This window comes from Microtetraspora glauca, from assembly GCF_040656155.1.
Taxonomy (GTDB): Bacteria; Actinomycetota; Actinomycetes; order Streptosporangiales; family Streptosporangiaceae; genus Microtetraspora; species Microtetraspora glauca.
Map to the genome: position 1 here is coordinate 61,949 of NZ_JBFALK010000032.1, position 21,318 is coordinate 83,266.

The window sequence follows — 21,318 nt, forward strand, 5'->3', positions numbered from 1 at the left end:
CCACGGTAGGTTGTGGCCGTGGGTGTGTTCGAGGATCTGGTGGGCCAGGAGCGGGCGACGACCGTGTTGCGGCAGGCCGTGTCCGCCGCCGCCGACGCCCTCGCGGGTGGCCGCGGCGCCGGGATGACCCACGCGTGGTTGTTCACCGGTCCTCCCGGGTCGGGGCGATCCGACGCCGCCCGCGCCTTCGCGGCGGCGCTGCTCTGCCCCGACCAGGGCTGCGGCCACTGTGATTCCTGCCACCAGGTCGAGATCGGCTCCCATCCCGACCTGACCTGGGTGCGGCCGGAAGGGCTCTCCTACAGCGCCAGGCAGACCCGTGATCTCGTGCTCAAGGGCGCGGGGGCGCCGACGCTCGGGCGCTGGCGGATCGTGCTGTTCGAGGATGCCGACCGTGCGACGGAGGCCGCCGCCAACGCGCTGCTCAAGGCCATCGAGGAGCCGCCGCCCCGGACGGTCTGGCTGCTCTGCGCGCCGTCTCCGGACGACATGATCATCACGATCCGGTCCCGCTGCCGCGTGGTGACCCTCCGTACGCCGCCCACCGAGGCGGTCGCGCACGTGCTCGCGACCAGGGACGGTGTCCCGGACGACGTCGCGTGGTTCGCGGCCCGGGCGGCCCGCGGGGACATCGGCCGGGCCCGGCGGCTGGCCCTCGACGAGGAGGTACGGCGGCGCCGCGAGGAGGTGCTGTCCATCCCCGCGTCGCTGAGCGGGGTGAGCGAGTGCATCGCGGCGGCGGAGCGGCTGGTGAAGACCTCCACCGAGGACGCCGACGCCGCGACGGCCACGCTCAACGAGGCGGAGACCGCCGAGCTGCGCAAGGTCTACGGCGAGGGTTCCACCGGGAAGGGGCTCAACAAGGGGCTGGTCCGCGGCGGGGCCGGGGCGCTGAAGGAGCTGGAGACCCTCCAGAAGTCGCGCGCCACCCGGATCAAGCGCGATTCGATCGACGTGGCCCTGCTCGATCTGGTGGCGTACTACCGGGACGTCCTCGCGGTCCAGCTCGGAGCCGGCGTGGAGCTGGCCAACGAGGACCGCAGGCGCGAGGTGGAGGCCCTCGCCGGCGGCTCGACCCCCGAGGACACGCTGCGCCGTACGGAAGCCATCATGATCTGCCGGGAGCGCCTCGCGGCCAACGTGAACCCCCAGATCGCGGTGGAGGCGATGACGCTCGCGCTCCGGGATCCCCGGCTTCTGCGGTAGCGCTCTCGCGATTCAGGCCGTGTCGCGAGCAACCTGACGGGTGATCCGGCGTCTCTGGTACATGCAGGCCGAAACGCTGGATCTCCATAAACCTCCCGGGGGGTCGGTGACCACCTCGGAAGCCGCGGATGACACGATCGCGGGACTTTACGCCGAGCACGCGCTCGGCCTCGCCAGGCTGGCGCTGATCATGCTCGGTGATCGCGAGGCGGCGGAGGACGTGGTCCAGGAGGCGTTCCTCGGCCTCCACCGCCGGTTCGGAGGCCTGCGCGACCGGAGCAAGGCCCTCACCTACCTGCGGTCCGCGGTGCTCAACAACGCACGAAGTGTGTTGCGCAGGAGGCGGCTGCCGTCCTGGTTCGCCGGGACGTACGAGCCACCGGTCTGGTCCGCGGAGTCCGCCGCCCTCCTCGGGGCCGAACGGCGCGAGGTCATGGAGGCGCTGCACCGCCTGCCCCGGCGGCAGCGTGAGGCGCTCGTGCTGCGCTACTACGGCGACCTCTCGGAAGAGGAGACCGCGCAGGTCATGGGCATCAGCAGAGGCACCGTCAAGTCGACCACCTCCCGAGCCCTGGACGCGCTCGGCCGACTGCTTGGGGACGCACGATGAACGACATCATCAACCGCCTGCGCGACGCCACTCAGGCCGTGGGCGAGACCATCGATCACGTCCCGGGTCTCACTCCGGGTCTCGCGTCGGGTCTCGCCATGGGCGAGTCGGGCGAGCCGGGGGGGAGCCGTACGAGAAGGTCCTGGCTGGTCCCGGTCGCCGCGGCGGCGTCCGTGACCGTCGCGGTCGCGGGTGGCGTGGCCGTCGCGCGGGGCGGAGACGGCGGCCTCGGCCAGGCCGCCGCGACCGGCGTGGGCCCGGCCGCCGTGCCGACGTTCTTCGCGGACGCGGGGGAGGACGGGATCACGGTCAGGAGCGTGAACGGCGGAACCGAGACGTCCCGCGTTCCGGAACCTTCGGACAAGGAGCGGTTCGTCAGCATTCAGGCGGCCCAGGACAACCGCCTCTTCTACGCGGTGTCCGCGTCGGACGACTGCCGGCCACGCCTGTACCGGTTCGTGCTGGACGAGGCCGGGAAGATCGGCTCATTCGACGCGCTGCCGTTCGCGCCGCCCGAGGGCACCAGGCCGACGTCTCTGGCGGTCAGCGGTGACGGCAGCAAACTGGCGTACGGCACCGCGCCGTGCGGCCCCGAGCCGGGGACCGGGAGCCTGGTGGTGGCGGACACCACGACCGGCGACAGCCGTACCTGGACCGCGAAGGACGGCACCGGGGCGACCAACCTGTCGATGACGGCCGACGGACGCCTCGTACTCTTCACGCGAGATGTCGCGAGCGTGGCCGCCGTGGCGGAGCCCGCGCTCGTCGTCGAACCGTCGGCCACGCTGACGGCGGAGGTCCCGGTGAAGGAAGCGGAGGCCACGTCATCGTCGTCACCCGCGGTCTCGATCACTGTCACGGTCACCCCGGGCATCCGGAGCGACGAGAAGGACGACCCCGGTCCGGCCGTGGTGAACGCGGTGCCCACGGCAGCGGTGACCGCGATCCCGGCGGAGCCGGTCGTCACGTCTGATCCGACGGCGACCGCTCCGGCGACGATCCTCCCGAGTCCGATACCGACTGCCGCGGCGAGCCTTGTACCGGCCGAGGAGTCCTTGTCGTGGTGCCGCTTCGCGGTGGAGTCCGTCCCCGCCACACCGGCTGACGCGCCGTCGGCCGGGAAGACGGCTGAGCCTTCCGAGCCGGCCGAGTTGAAGGCAACCGTTCAGGTGTGTCCCGACTCGCCCGAGGTGGGGTTGCTCGACACGGGCGCGCCGGGGGACAGCCTGGACAAGGCGACCACGTTCTCGCTTCTCAATGAGAGCGACGGCGCGTCCGGGGGCGTACTCGGGGCGAAGATCAGCCCGGACGGCACGAGGATCGTGGCCGCGCTGGGCGGCGTGGACGTCGCGCTCGCCGACGGGAAGCTGCCGCCGTCGTCGGGACCCACCGGCCTCGCCGCGTTCAGCACGGACGACGGGCGGCCGCTGGGCGTCTTCCATCGCCAGGCCGGCACGTCGGGACTCCGACTGCTCGACATCGACGGCACCGGGGAGAACATGCTCGTCACGCGGGACGGCGAGATCGGCGCGGTCGACGGCTCGGGCTACCGGACCCTGGTGGACACCGGCGACGCCCTCGTGAACTTCGGTTCCAGGATCGCCTGGTAACCGTATGTCGCCGGTTCGGCCGGTCCGCGGGGTGTCTTCCCCGGGGGCCGGCCGTTCTTGTTTCCGCCGCGTCGATGCGGGGCCGCAGAGGGCGCATGACCATGGCGCCGCGGGAGGGGACACCCGCGCGGAAAAGGGTTTCTTTCCGAAACACAAGCAGCAGAAGCCACAGCGGTCGCGTCTCTGTTGTGTGAAAGCCGAACTGCTCTCCCATGGAGAGCCCTTGATCCGGGAACGCGTCGACGTCGCGGCGCTGTTCGCCGACCATCATCTCGGCCTGGTACGGCTGGCGTTGCTCATGGTGGGTGACGTCGGCACGGCTGAGGACGTCGTCCAGGAGGCGTTCGCGCGCACCCACGCCGGACGGCGGCGGTTGCGCGATCCCGGCCGTGCCCTGGCGTACGTGCGGTCGGCCGTGCTCAACGGCTGCCGGTCCGTGCTGCGGCGCAGGAGCGTCGCCTTCCGCCGGGCCGTGCCGTACGAGCCGCCGGTCTGGTCGGCCGAGAGCGTCGCGATGATCGGCGAGGAGCGCCGGGAGGTCCTGGTCGCCCTGGGCGGCCTGCCGCGACGGCAGCGTGAGGCGCTCGTGCTCAGGTTCTATCTCGATCTCTCGTACGAGGAGATCGCCGACACCATGGGCGTCGCCGGGAGCACGGCGCGCTCCACCATCACACGGGGGCTCGCCGCCCTCGCCCGGATCCTCGGGGAGGAATCATGATCGAACAACGCCTGCGTGACGCCCTGTCGGAAGCGGCGAGAACGGCCGATCACCGCTCCGTTCGCCCGCTGGCCGTGCCGTCCAGGCGCTCTCGCGTACGGGTCTCCCGGTTCGTGGTCGTCCCCGCCGTCGTGGTCGCCGCCGTCTCCGTCGGAGTCTTCCTGGTGGTACGCCCCACGCCTCCGGCGGCGACGGTGGCCCGTCCCGTGGCGTACAGCCTGGCGCAACTCAGCCTGGCGGGGGGAGCTTCCTGGGAGGACAACATCGCGGTGTTCCTGTGCAAGAAGGACGACCCCTTCCCGGTGTGCAAGAAGCGTGCGGCGACCGAGGACGATCGGCGGCGGATCCGGCAGGTGCTGGAGTCACTGCCGGAGGTCGAGTCGGTCCGGTTCGAGACCCAGATGGAGGCGTACGAGAACTTCCGGGCCGACAACGCCGATTCAAAGTTTCTCAGCGTGATCAAACCGACGGATTTGCCGGAGTCCTTCCGTGCGAAGCTGAAGCAGGGGGCCGATCACAAGGCGGTGGTGCGGGCTGTGGAGCACCTGCCCGGGATCTCCAATGTCATCGACACCGCGTGTGTGATGGACAGGTCGAAGTGCTGAGGCCCTGACGGCGTACGCGCTCCCGCCCGGCCGAACCGAAGGGCCTAGCCTCGAAGGAGGGCATGTGTGTCGCCGCCACGAGGAGGGCGTCATGGCTGCCACGTCACCCGCGTCATCGGTGCCGGCCCGTCTCGGGTCCGTGCGGGGATGGCAGGAAGACCTTTACCGGGACCTGCATCGGCATCCTGAGCTGTCCCACCATGAGCGGCGGACCGCCGCGAAGATCGCCGAGCGCCTCGGCCGGACCGGCTGCCAGGTACACCAGGGGGTCGGCGGCACCGGTGTGGTCGGGGTGCTGCGCAACGGCGACGGCCCGACAGTGCTGCTTCGGGCGGACATGGACGCGCTGCCGGTGCGTGAGGCGACCGGCCTGCCGTACGCCAGCACCGACACGGTCACGGACCCCGGCGGGCGCGAGATACCGGTCGCGCACGCCTGCGGACACGACGTGCACGTCACCTGTCTGCTCGGCGCGGCCCAGTTACTCGCCGAGGGGACCGACCGGTGGCGGGGCACGGTGGTGGCGCTGTTCCAGCCGGCCGAGGAGACCGGAGACGGCGCGCGGGCCATGCTCGACGACGGCCTCGCCGAACTGATTCCCGGCCCGGACGTGGCGCTCGCGCAGCACGTGCTGCCGGCGCCCGCCGGACACGTCGGGACTCATGCCGGTCCGGTGCTCTCCGCCGCCGACAGCGTGCGCGTCACCGTGCATGGGCGCGGAGCCCACGGCTCGATGCCGCAGGCGGCCGTCGACCCCGTGGTCCTCGCGGCGATGATCGTGATCCGACTGCAGACCATCGTCTCCCGTGAGACCCCGCCGGGAGAGACCTCGGTGGTCACGGTCGGCAGCGTCCAGGCCGGTACGAAGAGCAACGTCATCCCCGATCACGCCGTGCTGGAGCTCAACATCCGCACCTACGGCGAGCGGACCAGAAGCGCGATTCTGGACGCGGTGCGCCGCATCGTCATCGCGGAGTGCCAGGCGTCGGACTGTCCGAAGGCTCCGGAGATCGAGCTGTTCGACCGCTTCCCGCTGACCGACAACGATCCCGTGACCACCGGCCGGGTGGCCGCCGCGTTCGGCGAGTTCTTCGGCGACCGGGCCGGGCCGCTGGGCCGGCAGACCGCCAGCGAGGACTTCAGCGACATCCCGAACGCCCTGGGAGTCCCGTACACCTACTGGGGCATCGGCGGCATCGACCCTGAGACCTACGCCACGGCCGAGGCCGCCGGCCGCGTGGCGCAGGACATCCCGGTGAACCATTCCGCCGCGTTCGCCCCGGTCCCGCAGCCCACCTTGGACACCGGCACCCAGGCCTTGGTCGTCGCCGCTCTCGCGTGGCTCGCCCGCTGACTCACCGTCGGTCCGCGGAACCGGGACCGCCGCCGTATGCGCCCGGCGGCCCCGGAGCGTTGAGGCCGAAGCGGACGCCCACCAGCCGGACGACGAAGCAGACGGCGGCGGCTCCGATCGCGGCGGGGATCCCGTAGACGCCGGTGCTGATCGTGACCGCTGTGATGGTGGCCGCGATCAGGGCGGGGATGGCGTACAGCTCGCTGTACAGCACCGTGGGTATCCGCCGGATGAGCACGTCGCGCAGTGTGCCGCCGCCCACGGCTGTGATCGCGCCGAGGATGATCGCCTGTCCGATGCCGAGCCGGAAGTCCAGCGCCTTGCTTGCCCCGGTCACCGCGAACAGGCTCAACCCGAGGGCGTCGAACACGATGATCGGGCCGGCCAGCCGGTCCAGTCGCCGGCCGAGGCCGTACGCGACCAGGCCGCTCGCGGCCGCGACAGCCAGGTAGCGCCAGTCGCTGAACGTGGCGGGCGGCAAGGAGTCGATCAGGATGTCGCGGATGATCCCGCCACCCAACGCGGTGACCATGCCGAGAGTGACCACGCCGACGATGTCGAGCCGGGCGGCGCGCACCGCGGTCAGCGCGCCGTTGAGCCCGAAGGCGAAGGTGCCCGTCAGGTCGAGCGCGAGCAGCAGCGGCGGCGGTTCGGCGTTCACCTGGCGTGGATACCCGTCATGGGCGCGTTTTCGCTGATGGGACGCCCGGGTCGAGCTCACGCCGACGGTGGTCGCGGCGAAGCCTGGCCGACGCTCGCCCGGTCGGCGTCCCCCGTCGGAGCCGGGCGAGGTCCACCGGGAGCGCCCGCATCGTCCGTACGGTGGGCGCCAGGCCCTGACGGCGCAGCGCCGATGCCGCGTAGGGTGGGGGCGGGCGGCAGCCGTACAAGATCGAGGAGGCCGGGGCGCTTGGGCATGATGATGGCGGTGAGCTTCACTCGCTACGGGCGGCTTTACTACCTCGATCCCGGAGGGCATTCCCCCAAGGTCGGCGACAAAGTGCTCGTGCCGACCGAGTCCGGGCCGGAAGTGGCCGAGTGCATCTGGGCGCCGCAGTATGTCAGCGAGGACGTCGACGGCCTGCCGGTCTGCGCGGGCATCGCGGCCGAGGAGCACCTGAGCAGGGACGAGACCAATCGCCGGCGCAGGGCCGAGGCACGGAGCGTGTCCAAGCGCCTGATCAAGCGGCACGACCTGCCCATGAAGGTCGTCGGGGTCGACTACGTGGACGCCGACAACGTCTTCACCGTGTACTTCTCGGCCCCGCAGCGCGTCGACTTCCGCGCGCTGGTGCGGGACCTCGCCCGCAACCTCCGGGCCCGGGTGGAACTGCGGCAGATCGGGCCGCGCGACGAGGCACGGCTACAGGGTGGCATCGGGCCGTGCGGGCGCGACCTGTGCTGCGCGACCTTCCTGAAGGACTTCGAGCCCGTCTCGGTCCGGATGGCCAAAGATCAGGACCTTCCGGTCAATCCGCTCCGGATCGCCGGCGCCTGCGGGCGGCTGATGTGCTGCCTGAAATATGAGCACCCGCTGTACGTCGAGGCGCAGCGGAGCTTCCCCAGGACGGGTTCCCGGGTGGAGACGGACGAGGGGCCGGGCCAGGTCGTCGGCAGGAACGTGCCGGGCGACTACGTCACCGTGCGGCTCGACGACGGCGGGCGCCGGTGCCAGTGCTCTCGCGCCTCGGTCTGCGGCCCGCGCAAGGCCCACGACGAGAGGTATGAGCCGCAAGCGTGAAGATCCTCCGATCAGGACGGCATGTCCCCCCTTCCCCCTCGCGCCGTACCCGCGGCTTGGCGGCGGCGTTCCTGGCGCTCGCGGTCGTGGCCACGGGGTGCACGACGGACGAGCGGAAACCCGGGGTAGAGGCGAAGGCGCCCACGACCGCGCTCCAGCCGTTCTACAGCCAGAAGCTCGACTGGAGCGACTGCGGTGACGGGTTCCAGTGCGCGCGCGCCGAGGTGCCGCTCGACTACGCCACGCCGTCCGGGGAGAAGATCGGGATCAGCCTGATCCGGCTGCCCGCCACCGGCAAGCGGATCGGTTCCCTCCTCATCAACCCCGGCGGGCCGGGCGGATCCGGCGTCGACTACGCCCGCGCGGCGCGCTCGGTGCTCAGCGACAAGGTACGGGCACGGTTCGACGTCATCGGCTTCGACCCGAGGGGTGTGGGCGAGTCGAGCCCCGTCCGCTGCATGTCCGGACGCGATCTCGACGCCTTCGTGAGCCTGGACGCCAGTCCTGACACGCCGGCCGAGGTCGCGGCGCTCGAGAAGGGGTCCGAGGCGTTCGCGACGGCCTGCGGGGCCAAGGCGGCCCGGCTGCTCCCCTTCGTCGGCACGGCCGACGCGGCCAGGGACATGGACGTGCTGCGCGGCGTTCTCGGCGACTCCGGGCTGAGCTACCTCGGCAAGTCGTACGGCACCCATCTGGGCGCGGTCTACGCCGACCTGTTCCCGAAGAACGTCCGCGCGCTGGTCCTCGACGGCGCGGTCGACCCGTCCGTCCCGTCGCTGAAGTCCAACGAGACCCAGGCGGTCGGCTTCGAGGTCGCGCTGAAGGCGTTTCTGCAGGACTGCTTCGAGGACGGCGCCTGCCCCTTCTCCAGCCGTACGGTCGAGGGCGCCATGGCCGAGCTCGGCGACCTCCTGAAGAAGGCCGACGAACAGCCGTTGAAGAACACGCTCGGCGACGGGCGCGAGATCAACGAGTCCTGGGCGGTCCTCGGCATCGTCACGCCGCTGTACGAGCGGGAGGCGTGGCCGGTGTTGCGCGAGGCCCTCGGGCACGCCTTCAACGGCGACGGCACCGACCTGTTGCGGATGGCCGACCTGATGCTGGACCGCAAGGCGGACGGCTCGTATTCCAACCAGACCGAGTCGAACATGGCGATCAACTGCGTGGACCATCCCTACCCCAAGGAGGTCTCCGCGTACGCCAAGGGAGCCGCCGAGGCCCAGAAGGTGGCCCCGCATTTCGGGAATTTCGTGATGTGGGGGTCGTTGCCCTGCGCGTACTGGTCGGTCGCGCCCAAGGGGACCGACAAGAAGATCACAGCCGAGGGTGCGCCGCCGATCGTCGTCGTCGGCACCTCACGCGACCCGGCCACGCCGTACGAGTGGGCGGAGGGGCTGGCCTCCCAGCTCAGCTCGGGTGTCCTGCTCGGATACGACGGTGATGGCCACACCGCGTACCGGACGGGATCCGACTGCGTGGACAAGGCGGTCGACGACTACCTGATCTCGCTCAAGGCTCCCAAGGAGGGCACCATGTGCCCGAAGGTCACGTGACGTCGAGGAGGTGGGCGCGAGAAGGGGCCGCGAGCCTGTAGACTTCTGTACGCTGCCGTACGGCACGCCGCCTTAGCTCAGTCGGCCAGAGCGACGCACTCGTAATGCGTAGGTCTGGGGTTCGATTCCCCAAGGCGGCTCCATCAATGACCAGGGCGTTTCCCTTCCGGGAGACGCCCTGTGATCGTTTCGGGTTGCAGTTCGCGATTCGCCCTTCCCCCACAGTGCCCGCCCCATCTGCCGGGCCGCGTCCTTGGCCATCGGGGTGGCGACGTGGGTGTAACGCTGGGTGACCCTGATGTCGGAGTGGCCGAGGACCTCCATCACGGTACGGACGTGTACGCCCATGTCGATCAGGAGCGTTCCGGCCGTGTGGCGGCCGTCGTGAACACGGGCATCACGTACTCCGGCCTCCTTGAGGATCTCCTTCCACTCCTCCCAGTCGTGCCGAGGATCGATCGGGCGTCCGTCTGGCCGGGAGAACACGAGGTCGTTCTCCTCCCAGGACTCGCCGGCTGCTTCCTCCTCGGCGTCCTGAGCTTCCCGCTGGGCCTTGAGGAGGGGCACCAAGTCCGTCGCGCAGCTCTCCCGGTGTTGGTGCTTGGCGCAGTCCTTCGGGCGGGGCGCGCGGTGCTTGTCCTGCGTGCACACCTGTGGATCTCCGCAGCCGTGATGCCACATCGTGCGCTGGATCTGCCACCAGATCTTGACCTTGTGTGCGTCGAGATCCATGTACTTCCAGCGGAGCCCGAGCGCCTCATCCTGCCGGAGGCCGAGGGCGAGACCGACGATCCACCGCGTGCCGTTGCGCCGGTCGGTTACGGCGTCGGGGATCTTCCGCACGTCGGTACGACTCAGCGGTCCGATCTCGACATCACCCGCTTCCCGGCGGCTCCACGAGCTTGGCGACGTTCCGGCCGACCCGGCCACGGCGCATGGCGATCTCCAGGGCACGCGAGATGATCCGGTGGACCTTGAGGATGTGCGACGTTGGGCTTGCGCACTCCCGATGCCATGTCAGTTCTCGAGCTCAGAGACGGATCGACGTTCCCGTCGGAGACGACCTCGGGCGTGTACTGCAGGAAAAGTACACCATCCGCGGTAATGGGGTCGGCGTAGCGCCTACCGCTGCACGACGACGCCGGGGGGGCTGATCACGAGTATTGAGCGCAACGCTCAACGACTCAAGGAGAGATGATGCCACCCGAGAAGCCCCGTAGGGATGGAGCTCTAGCGGGACTGGCCCGGTTCTGTTACCGGCGTCGCCGCCTGGTCCTCCTGACCTGGATCGTCGGTGTGATCGCCGTGGCGTTCGTCGGCTTCGCCTACGGCGCCGCCCCCGACAACGACTTCTCGGGCGGAGACTCCGACTCCGCGAAGGCGCAGGCGCTGATCGAGAAGCACTTTCCCGAGCGGCAAGGGGACACGCTGACTCTCGCGATCAAGGCACAAAGGGGGATCGACGACCCTGCCGCCCGCCAAAAGATCGAGAAGATCCTCGCCGATCTTGCGACCTCACCGATTGTAGGACCGGTGACCTCGCCGTATCAGGACAAGAGCCTGGTGACGCAGGATCGTCGTATCGCCCGTACGACCATCCCGCTGACCCAGAAGGAGGTGGACAAGACCGCAGTCAAGCCCCTGGTGGACATGGTCAAGAACGCCTCCGATGACGGCGTGACGCTGGCGCTGGGCGGGACTCAGGCGGAAAAGGCCGAGACACCCCCGCAGGGTTCGTCCGAGAGCGTGGGCATCGTGGCGGCAGCGGTGATCTTGTTCATCGCTTTTGGGTCACTGGTGGCGATGGGCCTGCCGATCGTGACCGCACTGCTGGCGATCGCCGCCGGCATCGCTTTGATGAAGCTGGTGGGGTACCTGGTCCCCTCACCGGATTTCACCGTGATCCTCGCCGCGATGATCGGGCTGGGTGTCGGCATCGACTACGCATTGTTCATCGTGACCCGCTACAAGGACAGCCTGCAGGCCGGCGACGAGCCCGAGACCGCCACGGTCAAGGCCATCACAACGGCTGGTCACGCGGTCCTGTTCGCCGGCACGACGGTCGTGATCGCGCTGATGGGCCTGATCGTCATGGGGCAGCGGCTGATGACCGGAGTAGCCGTCGCCACGTCGGTGATCGTGCTGGTCACGATGATCGCCGCGGTGACCCTGCTGCCGGCGTTCCTGGGCTTCACTGGCTACAAGATCAACTCGCTGCGCCTGCCCCGTCGCACGTCCCAGCGTCAGAAGGCCGCCGGTGCTGCGTCCCGAGAGCGCCGCACCATCGCCGAACGCTGGGCTCGCGCGGTGCAGCGCAAGCCGCTGGTCGCCGCGATACTGGCCGGCGGGGTCCTGGTGGTGCTGGCCGCCCCCGCGCTGTCGATGCGGCTGAGCAACCCCGACGCCAGTGTCCAGCCCCACGACAGGAGCAGCTACACCTCGTACGAGATTCTCTCCGAGGGCTTCGGCCCCGGCTACAGCGCACCCCTGATCTTCGCCACCGAGGTCGGCTCCGGCCGCACCGATCTGCGTCCCGTCATCGAAGCAGTCAGCATGACCGAGGGCATCGCCTATGCCGCGCCGCCTCAGGTCAGCAAGGACGGGAAGGCCGCGATCTTCATGGCCTTCCCCAAGACTGGATACCAGGACAAGGCGACCGCGGACCTGGTGCACCGCCTCCGCGACGACGTGCTTCCCAAGGCACCCGGCGGCGAAGGCGTCTACGTCGGTGGCCCGAACGCCGGCACGATCGACATGGCCGATGACATCAGCTCACGCCTGCCCCTGATGATCGCGGTCGTCATCGCGGTGTCCCTGGTGCTGCTGATCGCGCTGGTCCGGTCGGTCACGATCGCGCTGCAGGCCGCCGTCATGAACCTGCTGTCAATCGGCGCCGCCTACGGCGTGCTCGTCGCGGTCGTCCAGTGGGGATGGCTGGGCTCGGCCCTCGGTTTCCCCACCACCATGCCGATCTCGACCTGGGTACCGATGATGATCTTCCCGGTCCTGTTCGGCCTGTCCATGGACTACGAGGTCTTCCTGATCTCGCGGGTCCGTGAGGAGTACGAGCGCACCGGAGACACCCGGACAGCCGTTACCCGCGGGATGGCACAGACCGCCAAGGTCATCACGGCCGCGGCCGCCATCATGGTCGCCGTCTTCACGACATCCCTGCTCGGCCCCGATCTCGCGGTCAAGCAGGGAGGTTTGGGCATGGCCGTCGCCGTGCTCATCGACGCCACCATCATCCGGATGATCCTTGTCCCCGCGGTGATGGAACTGTGCGGCAAGGCCAACTGGTGGATGCCCGGACGCCGGGCACCGAAGGTGGCCTCGGCTCCCCCGGCCGAGATCGCGGAAGAGGCGAGGGTCTGACGCTTCCTCGACCCACGGAGAGCTATGCCGCCACCGCCGGAACCGCACATCGAACTGTTCCGACCCCTCCGATGACCCAGCGCACCCATGTACCGGTTGCGGTTCGAGTTGCATTCCGTCATTGATCGCTGGTGTCCATCCAGGTTCGTGAACGGCGCTGACCTGGTGTGGTGTACATCGGCGGATACATCCGAGACCGCCTTCACGAGACTCGTAATGCGTAGGTCTGGGGTTCGATTCCCCAAGGCGGCTCCATCAATGATCAGGGCGTTTCCCATCCGGGAGACGCCCTGTGATCGTTTCTGGTTGCGGTTACCCTCAACCGCGGCGGCTATTAATGGGCATGGCGTTGTCGGAGACGCATGCTCGAGAGGCTGATGGTGGCCGCCCGGTGGCGGCGGATCGCGCTCGGCCCGGCGCGCCGTGGCACCGGCCGCCGATCCATACCGCCCCGCGTCGTCAGCTCGAAAAGTCGTTTGATGTGACGGCTCCTCGCGTCGACAATCGCCCGGTGAACAATCACTCACGAACGGACTTCTTCACCAAGCCCACGCTTGTCGGCGAGAAGGTGACGCTGCGCCCTTTCCTGCTGGAAGAGGACGCGCCTGTCCTCCGTGCGTTACTCCAGGATCCGGAGGTGGGCCGGCTGACCGGCAGCGTTCACGGCCCGGCCGATCCTGAGCCGTGGGACGAAGCAGCCGAGAGACGGATGCGGGAGTGGTACGGCACCCGCAATGAGCAGCCGGACCGGCTGGACCTGGCCGTCGTCGACCGGGTGAGTGGCGCCTGTGTGGGTGAGGCGGTGCTCAACGAGTGGGACGATGGCAATCGCAGCTGCAATTTCCGCATCGCCCTCGCCACCACCGGCCAGAACCGCGGGCTTGGCACCGAGGCGGTCAGGCTGATGGTCGGCTACGGGTTCGAGCGGCTGGGCCTGCACCGGATCTCGCTGACCGTGTTCGACTTCAATCCCCGTGCCCGCCGCGCCTACGAGAAGGTCGGCTTCGTCAAGGAGGGGGTCCACCGTGACGTCCTGTTCTATGACGGTGCCTGGGTGGACGACGTTGTGATGTCGATCCTCGCGCCGGAATGGGAACGCCACTGCGGCCACCCTGAAAGCATCAACTGATCGCGTCGTGATCCACTGACCGTCTATGGGCGTTTCAGGTTGATGGCGCCCCCACAGCGCCCGCCTCCACCCTCATCTGCCGGACTGCGTCTTTTTCGACCTCCGGAGTGCGGGCTTCTTCCGGGACCAGACAGAGTTCTCTGTCTGGTCCCGCGGGGAGGGGCGGGAGAGGATTCGGATGTGGGTGTGGAGATGCCGGGAGCCTTGTGGGGGCCTTTGATCGTTCTGGGGCTTTCGGGGGGCATGGCGATGTGGCGGCTGCTGGTGGGGCCGTTGACCGTGTCGCCGGACGGAATGCGGTATCTGGCCATGGGCGCCGGGATCCCGGTGTCCATGCCGTTCCGACTGCGGTGGCTCGCTCCGGCGGTGTGCCGGGACAGCATCGCGAGGTGGCGGTGCTGGACGGCGGTGCACGTCGCGGCGTTGCCGGCGTTGACCGCGATGTGGCTCTCACACTGGGTGGACGATCCACTCCGGTGCGCCCTGGGCGGGCTGCTGGTTGTCGGGTTGCCGGGGCTGTGGCAGATCAACCTGCGGTGGGGCGTGCTCGTGGACGGATCGTCGATGGCGTGGGCGCTGGCTTCCGCGATCGCGCTCCAGCACGAGCAACCGCTCCTTGCCTGCGCGCTGGCGGTAGTGTGCGGGTGCATCAAGGAGACGGGTCCGGTCTTCGCGGCGTGCTTCGCCTGGTCGCCGCTGCCGCTGGCAGGGCTCATCGTGCCCGTCGTGTTGCGGCTGACCGCCCGGCGTACGTCCGATCTGCTCGGCGATGACGATCTGCTGGACAAACCACTGGTGGCGGGGCTGGTCGCGCACTACCGGCGGTGGCTGGACCCGCTATTCATGGTGACGCCGTGGGGCGTGTGCATGGCAGGCGTGCTAGTCGGCGACGCCGCGGTCCTGCCGATGCTCGTCATCACGCTTACCATCGCGTACGGCCAGTTGCTGGTCGCGACGGACACCGTGCGGCTCTATCAATGGGGAGCGCCACCGCTCATCCTGGGCACAGTCCTGGTGCTGCCCACCTGGGCACTCGGGGTGGCACTCGTCCCGCATCTGGTCAACCCGTGGGCCGGGCGCGGTATATGACCCCGACGGGCAGTTCAGGGCAGTGTCTTCCTGACCTGTACGGCGGTGCCGTATGCGCAGAACTCGGTCCAGATGTCACCCAGTTCCGAGGTGACCAGCCGTACACCGATCACCGCGTCGGCGCCGAGGAGGCAGGCGTTGGCCGCCAGTCGATCCATGGCGAGTTCCCTGCTGGCCGTCAGGGACTCGACGACCGCCGTCATCTCCCCGCCGATGATGGTCCGCAGGCCGGCGGCCATCTGCGCGCCGAGGTTGCGCGTCCGCACGGTCACGCCCATGACGATCCCGAGCACCTTGACGATCTCCAGGTGTGGTACATGCTCCGTGGTCACCAGGATCGGGGAAGCCTTCTCGGTCAATGCGGTGCTCCAGAGACGGGGGGACATGATTTCGCCGCCGTCAGGCCAGTGGGCGAGGCGGGAGTGCGATCCGCCGGAAGATGGCCTCGGCCTCGCTGTTGTACCGCTCGGCTTCCCCCTGCTCGCGCAGGTCGTGTTCGACGAGGGAAAGGCTGCGCAGTACGCGCGCTTCCGAGAGCGGGTGCCGGGTTTTGAGGATGTCGGGGAGGCATTCGCGATAGCGGTCTCGGGCCGCCCGCGGCTTGCCCCTCTTCCGGTGCATCTCGCCCAGGTGGTAGACCGCCTGGGCGCTGCCCAGACGGAATCCATAGCGCTCGAAGAGCGGGACGCACAGTTCGAGCTTGCGACGGGCGTCCTTGTATTCGCCCAGGACGATGGCGAGTTGTGCCTGGCTGTGCAGTGTGTGCGCGACGCCGAGAACATGGTCCAGGTCGCGGTAGATCTCGTCGCACGCGGTGAAGCACGCGGCCGATTCCTCCGTGCGGCCGAGGTCCATCAGCACATCGCCGAGCCCGTGAAGGGAGTGCGCCTCCCAATAGCGCTCGCCGGCGGCGCGAAAACGCTCCAGGCATGTGTTGTAGAGGGTTTCAGCCTCCTCCAGGCGAAGCTGGTCCCGCCGCAGGTATGCCAGGCTGTGCAGGTTCATGGATTCCTGGAGTGGCAGCCCGAGTTCGCGGAAAGAGGCCAGTGAACTCTTCAGCGAAGCCTCTCCTTCGGCGTAACGTCCTTGGTGGCGCTGAAGGTTACCCGCCATGAAAAGGACATCCGCGATGCCGCGCCGCTGACCGATGGCGTGGAATATTCGCAGCGCCTCGGCATAGTGGTGGTCGGCCGTGTCGAGATCGAGCTGTTCCCACGCGGCGACGCCCAGCCCGCGCCGCAGGTATCCCTCCGCACGCCGGTCTCCGCTGCGCTGGGCGGCCTTTACCGCGAGGGTATAGCTCTCGGTCCATGGCCTCCAGAGCGAGAGGCGGTCGAAGAAGTCGCAGAGCGGCTCGGCAAGGGCATGGGTCTGACGCCAGAGCTCGCTGTCATGCGCCTGCGCCACGAGCACGACGAGGCTCGCCTCCTCGGCGGTGAACCAGGCGGCTGGGTTGTTCGCGAGGTGGCCGGCCAGACCCACCGCCTCCGCGCTCCACTCACCGGCCGAGCCGTCGTCGGCCTTCTCCGCGTTCGCCGATGAAGGCGAGAGCCCCTGGTCGGCGCGTACGGCATAGTTGGCGTAGACGTCGAGCAGCCGCGCCAGTGCTTCCTTCTGAGCCGCCTGCGGCGTCGACTTGGCGAGTTTCTCCCTGCCGAAGAGCCGGAGAAGGTCGTGGAAGCGGTAGCGGGCGTCACCGTCCCCCTCGCGGCCCGTGGTCTCCAGCAGGTTGCGGTCGACCAGGCCCTCGACCAGCTCCTCCGCCTCTCGCGGGGAGACGCCGGCGAGAGGTCCCGCGACCCACGCAGCGAAGTCGGGCACCTGGAGCAGTGACAGGAGCTCGAACACCCGCTGTCGTTTCTCCGTCAACCCCTGATGGCTGAGCTCGAAGCTGGAGCGGACCTCCAGGTCTCCCACGCGCATCTCGTCCAGCAGGCGGTGCTCGTCGGACAGCCTGGCCGCGAACGAGGCGAGCTTCGTATGGCTTCGCGCGGCGAGTCGCGCGCCGATGATGCGGATGGCCAGCGGCAGGTGGCCGCACAACCGCACCAAGGTACGGGCGGCGTCCGGCTCCGCGTCCACGCGCGCCGCCCCGACGATGCGGCGCAGCAGGTCGAGAGACTGCGGCTCATCCAGTACGTCCAGCCGGACGGTGGTCGCCGATTCGAGCGCCCTGAGGTCACGTCGGCTTGTGATAAGCACGGAACACGTGGACGTGCCCGGCAGGAGCGGGCGGACCTGTGCTTCCTCAGCCGCGTTGTCCAGCAGGATCAGCATCCGCCTGCCATGCAGCCGGTCGCGGTACATGCGGATCCGCTCGGCGGTGTCGTCCGGGATCGCCGCTCCCGCGACCCCGAGGTCGCGCAGAAATCCGGCGGCGACCTCGGCCGGGTCGAGCACCTGGTCTTCCACGCCGCGGAGGTTCACATAGAGGTAGCCGTCGGGGAATTCTTCGCGCATGGTATGGGCCAGATGAATGGCGAGTGTGGTTTTCCCTACACCCCCCTGGCCGGCGATGGCGGAAATGACAACCGCTGTTCCCTTGCGACGCCTGCCTTCGCGGAGTAATCCCTTCAGGCGCGCTATCACGTCCTCCCGGCCGGTGAAGTCCTTCACGTCGGGAGGCAGGGGGAAAGATCGGCCGCCACTGGCCCGGGATTCATCCTCATCCCGGGTGAGCTGCGCCATCTGCCGGGATTCCCTCTTGCTCCGCGCCTCGCGATATACCTGTGTGGCGGCGAGCCCCCCGGTCAGCGCCGATGCGAGGGCGGCGAGGGCGAGCTGGGTCGGACTCGGGTCATCATCGGGGAGATACAGGCCGGTCGCCGACGCCGCGAACGTCGCCGCTGCGGTGGCAGTGCCGATGAGCGTCACATTGACGCGCTGGCGCACGGAGAGATGTTTTGGCCGGCGCATATTCAAGGCACTCCCTGCTGCGCGACAGTTTCAACGCGACAAGTCGAAGATCCCCAGGGGCTCTGATGATTGCACCAGCAATTGCATGCATGATATCCGCCGGCCCTCGTAAAAACCATCCGACTTCACCGGAATGGCACAGCCCCTCTCCCGGTTCGTGACGTGGCAGAGCACAACATGCCAGCCTGACAGGCGGTGGTGGCGGCCGCGCTGGCTCGCCAAGAGGCCGTCATCGAGGAAGTGAGCCCAAGACGCGCCGAAAGCCTCTCAAGGATCCTTCAGAGTGGTAGCGACGGGCCGACGCTTTAGAGCATGGTCCAGCAATCTCACACGTAAGCCCAGGAACTGAAGTGGGAGCAGGCCAAGCCGATAGAGTTCGCAGGAGCGACCGGCCTTCCGTCGACCGGGCGACAATCACGGGTCATGAGGCGATGGTCTCCGCGAAGGCGCACAGCCGGTCTATCTTCTCCTTCAGCGTCGCCGGGTCCTGATCGCGCACGGCCGATCGTGCCCACAGACCATCAGGAGCGAGGAAGCGAGCTGCGTGATCGGTTCTTAGTCTGTCGTCGAGATGGAGCAGCGCCCCCATCGCCCAGTCCTGGTTGTAGTAGCAGGTTGGATCGGGGAGGTACCGGTCCAGGTACGCGACAAGCGACGCGGCGGCGGATTCGTTGGCGAACCGGGCGAAGGCGAAGCAGTATCCCTGACCTGAATAGACGAGTTCGCTGTCCAGGAGCATCGTGTGGAGGCGGCTGTGGAACTGCGTGCGACGATCGATGCCAATCAGCCAGGCCCCTGTGAGTCGCGAACGCCATTCGCCGTCCAGGAGCAATGAGAGTTCCTGGTCACTGATCTGACGCGCCGAGGCGGACAACTCGTGTCCGAATCGGAAGCGCTCCCGTTCCGGCATCGCCAGAAAGTTGCCGTGAAGCAGCTTCAAATACCGTTGCCTCGGCATGAGGAACTAATCGACGACTGCCATCATTTCGGGATCATCTGGCGTGGGGAGTCGCATCCCGCCAATCATGCCGCAGGTACGCGGCGGCGGTCAGGGTGTCGGTGTCGTCGCCGAGGATCGGAGCCAGCGAGGCCGCGCGGCGACGCGCCGCCGGGGACCGCCCAGTGACCACAACCAGGTGATCGGCCGACGCCCGGACTTCCTCCCTCGAACCTTACAGGTTACGGAACTTTAATCCTCGCCGCAGGATGTCTCTGAGCTCGGAAGAAGTGAACGGACGACAAACGAAAACCCACCGGTGCGGAATGACCATGTACCACCCCTCACCGAACCCCAAAGGGAAGTGATCTTAGTGACGACACGGCGTACGATCAGTGTGCTGCTGGCGACGGTTGCGGCCGCGACAATGAGCTTGGCCATCGCCCCGGCCCCGGCCAGCGCCCTCTCATGGGATTGCGCGTCGGGATACTCCTGCTACTACGACGGCGCCAACGGAGTGAACAGGATCTGGATCGCGCCCAGTGGCGGTAAGTGCTTCAACCTGGGGACGATGGGCCTCAACGACCGGATCTCCTCCATCTACAACAGGGGAAACGGAGCGGTCCATCTCTACAACTGGGTGGGCTACTGGGACTACCTGGGGTCGGTCCCCCGGAACGCGGCGTTCAACCTGGCCTCGACCATCAACAATAAGACGGACAGGGTCTGCATCGACTAAAGGCAGTCGTACCGGGGATAAGTCTGTACATTCCGCGGAGAGACGTTCTTGCCTGGCGAGTGGGAAGCCGCCCAGGCCCGACGGGACGAAGAGCAGAACTGATAAGCGTCCGGGCAGGCTGCTGTACAGCGGCCGGTACAGCAACGTCTCCTCACACAAGCACATCCCACCGGCCCGCATCCAACGACCGAGCAGAGCGGCGAGCCGTCAACGAGGGACCTGCCCTGACCTGGTGTGGCGGACATCAGCGGACACATCCCAGAGTACCTTTACGAGACTCGTAATGCGTAGGTCTGGGGTTCGATTCCCAAGGCGGCTCTGCACCAGGAGGCCCCTGACCAGCAAATTTGCGGTCAGGGGTACTTTTAAGGTCCAGACAATGCCACGATCTTGCCAACGCCTCCGCCAACGAGCGATCGGAGGAGGGCGGCAGAGTGGTCCAGCGGTACACGAACGAGCGCGGGGCCAGGATCTTCGCGGGCGGCTACCTAGGCGTCCTTGCCATTGCCGCTGTTACCAGCTTGGGTGGGTTGCTGGCTGGTAAGGACAGCGTGGTCCTGTGGCCGGTCATCCTGGTCGTTCCACTGGGCTGGCCGCTCTTCTGGCTGATCGACAAGAGCCAGCAGGCTGTGTGGGACTCCTGGTTCTCGATGGACCACCGATGGCTTGTCCCCCTGGTCATCTGGGCTCTCTTCGTGGCATGCGGCGCTCTTCAGGCATGGTTGTTCTGGAGAGTCACCCGAGGGAAACGCCTCACCCCGAGAACGTGAAATGCCTTTCCCAGGAAGGGCCCACTGGGTCCGTCAGCCGTCCTCGTGGAGGGTCCGGGCGAAGATGTCGGCGACGGCCGCCTCTGGGGTCTACGACGAGGAACTGGACTTCCCGCTCGATGAGTACGACTGAGAGGTCAGCGACCCTCCATGCCATGCGCGAGGCGAGCACGTCTGTGTAATGATCCATTCCGAATGGAACTGCTTGACGGGCTTGGGGAGCGCCGGCAGATCGGCTGGATCGCGGATGACGTTGCGCCACCCTTACATGCGTGAGGCGTTGAGAAAGATCTCGGCGTTGGGTGTTCTGACGCTTCTGATCAGCAGCCTGACCGCATGCGTCGGAGACGGTTCTAGCAGCTTGGGCGATGGTGGACAGCTCTGTCTGGATCGAGCCAAGCGAGAGAACGCCATGCTCCGAGCCGCCATTGCTCCAGCGCTTCCCCGGAAGGGCCAAGGGCCGCCTATCGCTGAAATAAACGGATGCGACTCAGCGAATAACGGTGCCTGGCTGTACGTCGACGCGGACCCGAGCATGTCCGAGGAAGAGATTCATGCCGGGTTCGTGAAGGCGGGATGGGCCGACGCTGCAGAGGTGGACGGCTGCCTCGGTGGGTGCGATACGGAAGGCGCTGAACTGGCCAAGAGGGTGGGGGACAGGGTCGTCGGTGTAAGCATGTCGGATCCGTCCGCCGGATCGATAAGGATCACGGTGCAAGCCATGGACCTCTGCTGGACCGACAGTGGCTATACCTGCACTGCATGAGGCGTAGGGCTGGCCGTCTGGTAACTGCTCCAGTTGCAGTGAACGGCGCTGATCGGGGATCGCGGGCATCAGCGGACACCTCGAGAGCACCATCACGAGAGCACCATCACGAGAGCCGTAATGCGTAGGTCTGGGTTCGATTTCCCAAGGCGGCTTCATCGACGACCAGGGCCTTTCCGACCGGGAGACGCCCTGTGATC

General features: G+C 68.0%; 18 protein-coding genes, 1 tRNA gene and 1 pseudogene. 15 read left to right on the plus strand and 5 right to left on the minus strand.

Going from position 1 to position 21,318, the window contains the following annotated elements; genetic code table 11:
• Positions 1 to 18 precede the first annotated feature (18 nt).
• The 6 genes from AB0I59_RS38835 (at position 19) to AB0I59_RS38860 (ending at position 6,103) form a co-directional block, all read left to right on the plus strand.
• Positions 19 to 1,206, plus strand: coding sequence for a DNA polymerase III subunit delta' (locus AB0I59_RS38835; protein WP_061260440.1), 1,188 nt, complete (start codon positions 19 to 21; stop codon positions 1,204 to 1,206).
• A 106-nt stretch (positions 1,207 to 1,312) separates the two neighbouring features.
• Positions 1,313 to 1,816 (plus strand): SigE family RNA polymerase sigma factor, encoded by a 504-nt coding sequence (locus AB0I59_RS38840; protein ID WP_358141376.1) that lies wholly within the window; start codon positions 1,313 to 1,315, stop codon positions 1,814 to 1,816.
• Entirely contained in the window at positions 1,813 to 3,426 is a 1,614-nt protein-coding gene (locus AB0I59_RS38845; protein WP_358141378.1) for a hypothetical protein, read from the plus strand. The genes AB0I59_RS38840 and AB0I59_RS38845 overlap by 4 nt, the downstream gene beginning before the upstream one ends.
• 223 nt (positions 3,427 to 3,649) lie before the next feature.
• The gene (locus AB0I59_RS38850) at positions 3,650 to 4,144 is read left to right on the plus strand and encodes a SigE family RNA polymerase sigma factor (RefSeq protein WP_358141381.1); all 495 of its coding nucleotides are present in this window, start codon (positions 3,650 to 3,652) and stop codon (positions 4,142 to 4,144) included.
• Complete coding sequence (locus AB0I59_RS38855) at positions 4,141 to 4,749, plus strand: permease-like cell division protein FtsX (protein ID WP_358141384.1); 609 nt, start codon at positions 4,141 to 4,143, stop codon at positions 4,747 to 4,749. The genes AB0I59_RS38850 and AB0I59_RS38855 overlap by 4 nt, the downstream gene beginning before the upstream one ends.
• A 91-nt stretch (positions 4,750 to 4,840) precedes the next feature.
• Positions 4,841 to 6,103, plus strand: coding sequence for an amidohydrolase (locus tag AB0I59_RS38860; protein ID WP_358141387.1), 1,263 nt, complete (start codon positions 4,841 to 4,843; stop codon positions 6,101 to 6,103).
• Position 6,104: 1 nt separating this feature from the next.
• On the opposite strand, the gene AB0I59_RS38865 is transcribed toward AB0I59_RS38860, so the two are convergent.
• Entirely contained in the window at positions 6,105 to 6,764 is a 660-nt protein-coding gene (locus AB0I59_RS38865) for a trimeric intracellular cation channel family protein (RefSeq protein ID WP_061260369.1), read from the minus strand.
• A gap of 261 nt (positions 6,765 to 7,025) precedes the next feature.
• On the opposite strand from AB0I59_RS38865, the gene AB0I59_RS38870 reads away from it, so the two are divergent.
• The 3 genes from AB0I59_RS38870 (at position 7,026) to AB0I59_RS38880 (ending at position 9,540) form a co-directional block, all read left to right on the plus strand.
• Positions 7,026 to 7,844: a PSP1 domain-containing protein gene (locus AB0I59_RS38870; protein WP_435831182.1), complete on the plus strand. Its 819-nt coding sequence runs from the start codon at positions 7,026 to 7,028 to the stop codon at positions 7,842 to 7,844.
• On the plus strand, positions 7,841 to 9,397 hold the full coding sequence (locus AB0I59_RS38875; RefSeq protein WP_358141391.1) for an alpha/beta hydrolase: 1,557 nt from the start codon (positions 7,841 to 7,843) through the stop codon (positions 9,395 to 9,397). Before AB0I59_RS38870 ends, AB0I59_RS38875 begins: the two co-directional genes overlap by 4 nt.
• A gap of 66 nt (positions 9,398 to 9,463) precedes the next feature.
• A tRNA-Thr gene (locus AB0I59_RS38880) sits at positions 9,464 to 9,540 on the plus strand.
• A 136-nt stretch (positions 9,541 to 9,676) separates the two neighbouring features.
• On the opposite strand, the pseudogene AB0I59_RS38885 reads toward AB0I59_RS38880, so the two are convergent.
• A pseudogene (locus AB0I59_RS38885) lies at positions 9,677 to 10,351 on the minus strand (tyrosine-type recombinase/integrase); the annotation flags it as partial.
• A 240-nt stretch (positions 10,352 to 10,591) separates the two neighbouring features.
• On the opposite strand from AB0I59_RS38885, the gene AB0I59_RS38890 reads away from it, so the two are divergent.
• The 3 genes from AB0I59_RS38890 to AB0I59_RS38900 all read left to right on the plus strand — a co-directional run bounded on the left by AB0I59_RS38890 (position 10,592) and on the right by AB0I59_RS38900 (position 14,990).
• Positions 10,592 to 12,772 (plus strand): MMPL family transporter, encoded by a 2,181-nt coding sequence (locus AB0I59_RS38890; RefSeq protein WP_358141394.1) that lies wholly within the window; start codon positions 10,592 to 10,594, stop codon positions 12,770 to 12,772.
• 391 nt (positions 12,773 to 13,163) lie between these two features.
• Positions 13,164 to 13,901 (plus strand): GNAT family N-acetyltransferase, encoded by a 738-nt coding sequence (locus tag AB0I59_RS38895; RefSeq protein WP_358141397.1) that lies wholly within the window; start codon positions 13,164 to 13,166, stop codon positions 13,899 to 13,901.
• Between the two features lie 216 nt (positions 13,902 to 14,117).
• Positions 14,118 to 14,990: a hypothetical protein gene (locus tag AB0I59_RS38900; RefSeq protein ID WP_358141400.1), complete on the plus strand. Its 873-nt coding sequence runs from the start codon at positions 14,118 to 14,120 to the stop codon at positions 14,988 to 14,990.
• A 14-nt stretch (positions 14,991 to 15,004) separates the two neighbouring features.
• On the opposite strand, the gene AB0I59_RS38905 is transcribed toward AB0I59_RS38900, so the two are convergent.
• The 3 genes from AB0I59_RS38905 to AB0I59_RS38915 all read right to left on the minus strand — a co-directional run bounded on the left by AB0I59_RS38905 (position 15,005) and on the right by AB0I59_RS38915 (position 18,864).
• Complete coding sequence (locus tag AB0I59_RS38905; RefSeq protein WP_228644531.1) at positions 15,005 to 15,349, minus strand: YbjQ family protein; 345 nt, start codon at positions 15,347 to 15,349, stop codon at positions 15,005 to 15,007.
• 40 nt (positions 15,350 to 15,389) lie between these two features.
• A complete protein-coding gene (locus AB0I59_RS38910; RefSeq protein WP_358141403.1) occupies positions 15,390 to 17,882 on the minus strand; it encodes an ATP-binding protein in 2,493 nt (830 codons plus the stop codon).
• A gap of 445 nt (positions 17,883 to 18,327) precedes the next feature.
• A complete protein-coding gene (locus tag AB0I59_RS38915) occupies positions 18,328 to 18,864 on the minus strand; it encodes a DUF6000 family protein (protein ID WP_061260382.1) in 537 nt (178 codons plus the stop codon).
• Positions 18,865 to 19,216: 352 nt separating this feature from the next.
• On the opposite strand from AB0I59_RS38915, the gene AB0I59_RS38920 reads away from it, so the two are divergent.
• From AB0I59_RS38920 to AB0I59_RS38930, 3 genes are all read left to right on the plus strand, one after another.
• Positions 19,217 to 19,582 carry a peptidase inhibitor family I36 protein gene (locus tag AB0I59_RS38920; RefSeq protein ID WP_061260384.1) on the plus strand — a complete coding sequence of 122 codons (366 nt, stop codon included), beginning with the start codon at positions 19,217 to 19,219 and terminating at the stop codon, positions 19,580 to 19,582.
• A gap of 434 nt (positions 19,583 to 20,016) precedes the next feature.
• On the plus strand, positions 20,017 to 20,352 hold the full coding sequence (locus tag AB0I59_RS38925; RefSeq protein WP_061260386.1) for an SCO4225 family membrane protein: 336 nt from the start codon (positions 20,017 to 20,019) through the stop codon (positions 20,350 to 20,352).
• Between the two features lie 268 nt (positions 20,353 to 20,620).
• Entirely contained in the window at positions 20,621 to 21,118 is a 498-nt protein-coding gene (locus AB0I59_RS38930) for a hypothetical protein (protein WP_358141407.1), read from the plus strand.
• Positions 21,119 to 21,318: the final 200 nt, after the last annotated feature.

What these genes read in the sequence shown, in the direction of transcription:
- AB0I59_RS38845 (WP_358141378.1), top strand. Translation starts at nt 1,813, where the DNA reads ATGAACGACATCATCAACCGCCTGCGCGACGCCACTCAGGCCGTGGGC.
- AB0I59_RS38855 (WP_358141384.1), top strand. Translation starts at nt 4,141, where the DNA reads ATGATCGAACAACGCCTGCGTGACGCCCTGTCGGAAGCGGCGAGAACG.
- AB0I59_RS38860 (WP_358141387.1), top strand. Translation starts at nt 4,841, where the DNA reads ATGGCTGCCACGTCACCCGCGTCATCGGTGCCGGCCCGTCTCGGGTCC.
- AB0I59_RS38870 (WP_435831182.1), top strand. Translation starts at nt 7,026, where the DNA reads ATGGCGGTGAGCTTCACTCGCTACGGGCGGCTTTACTACCTCGATCCC.
- AB0I59_RS38890 (WP_358141394.1), top strand. Translation starts at nt 10,592, where the DNA reads ATGATGCCACCCGAGAAGCCCCGTAGGGATGGAGCTCTAGCGGGACTG.
- AB0I59_RS38915 (WP_061260382.1), bottom strand. Translation starts at nt 18,864, where the DNA reads ATGCCGAGGCAACGGTATTTGAAGCTGCTTCACGGCAACTTTCTGGCG.
- AB0I59_RS38930 (WP_358141407.1), top strand. Translation starts at nt 20,621, where the DNA reads ATGCGTGAGGCGTTGAGAAAGATCTCGGCGTTGGGTGTTCTGACGCTT.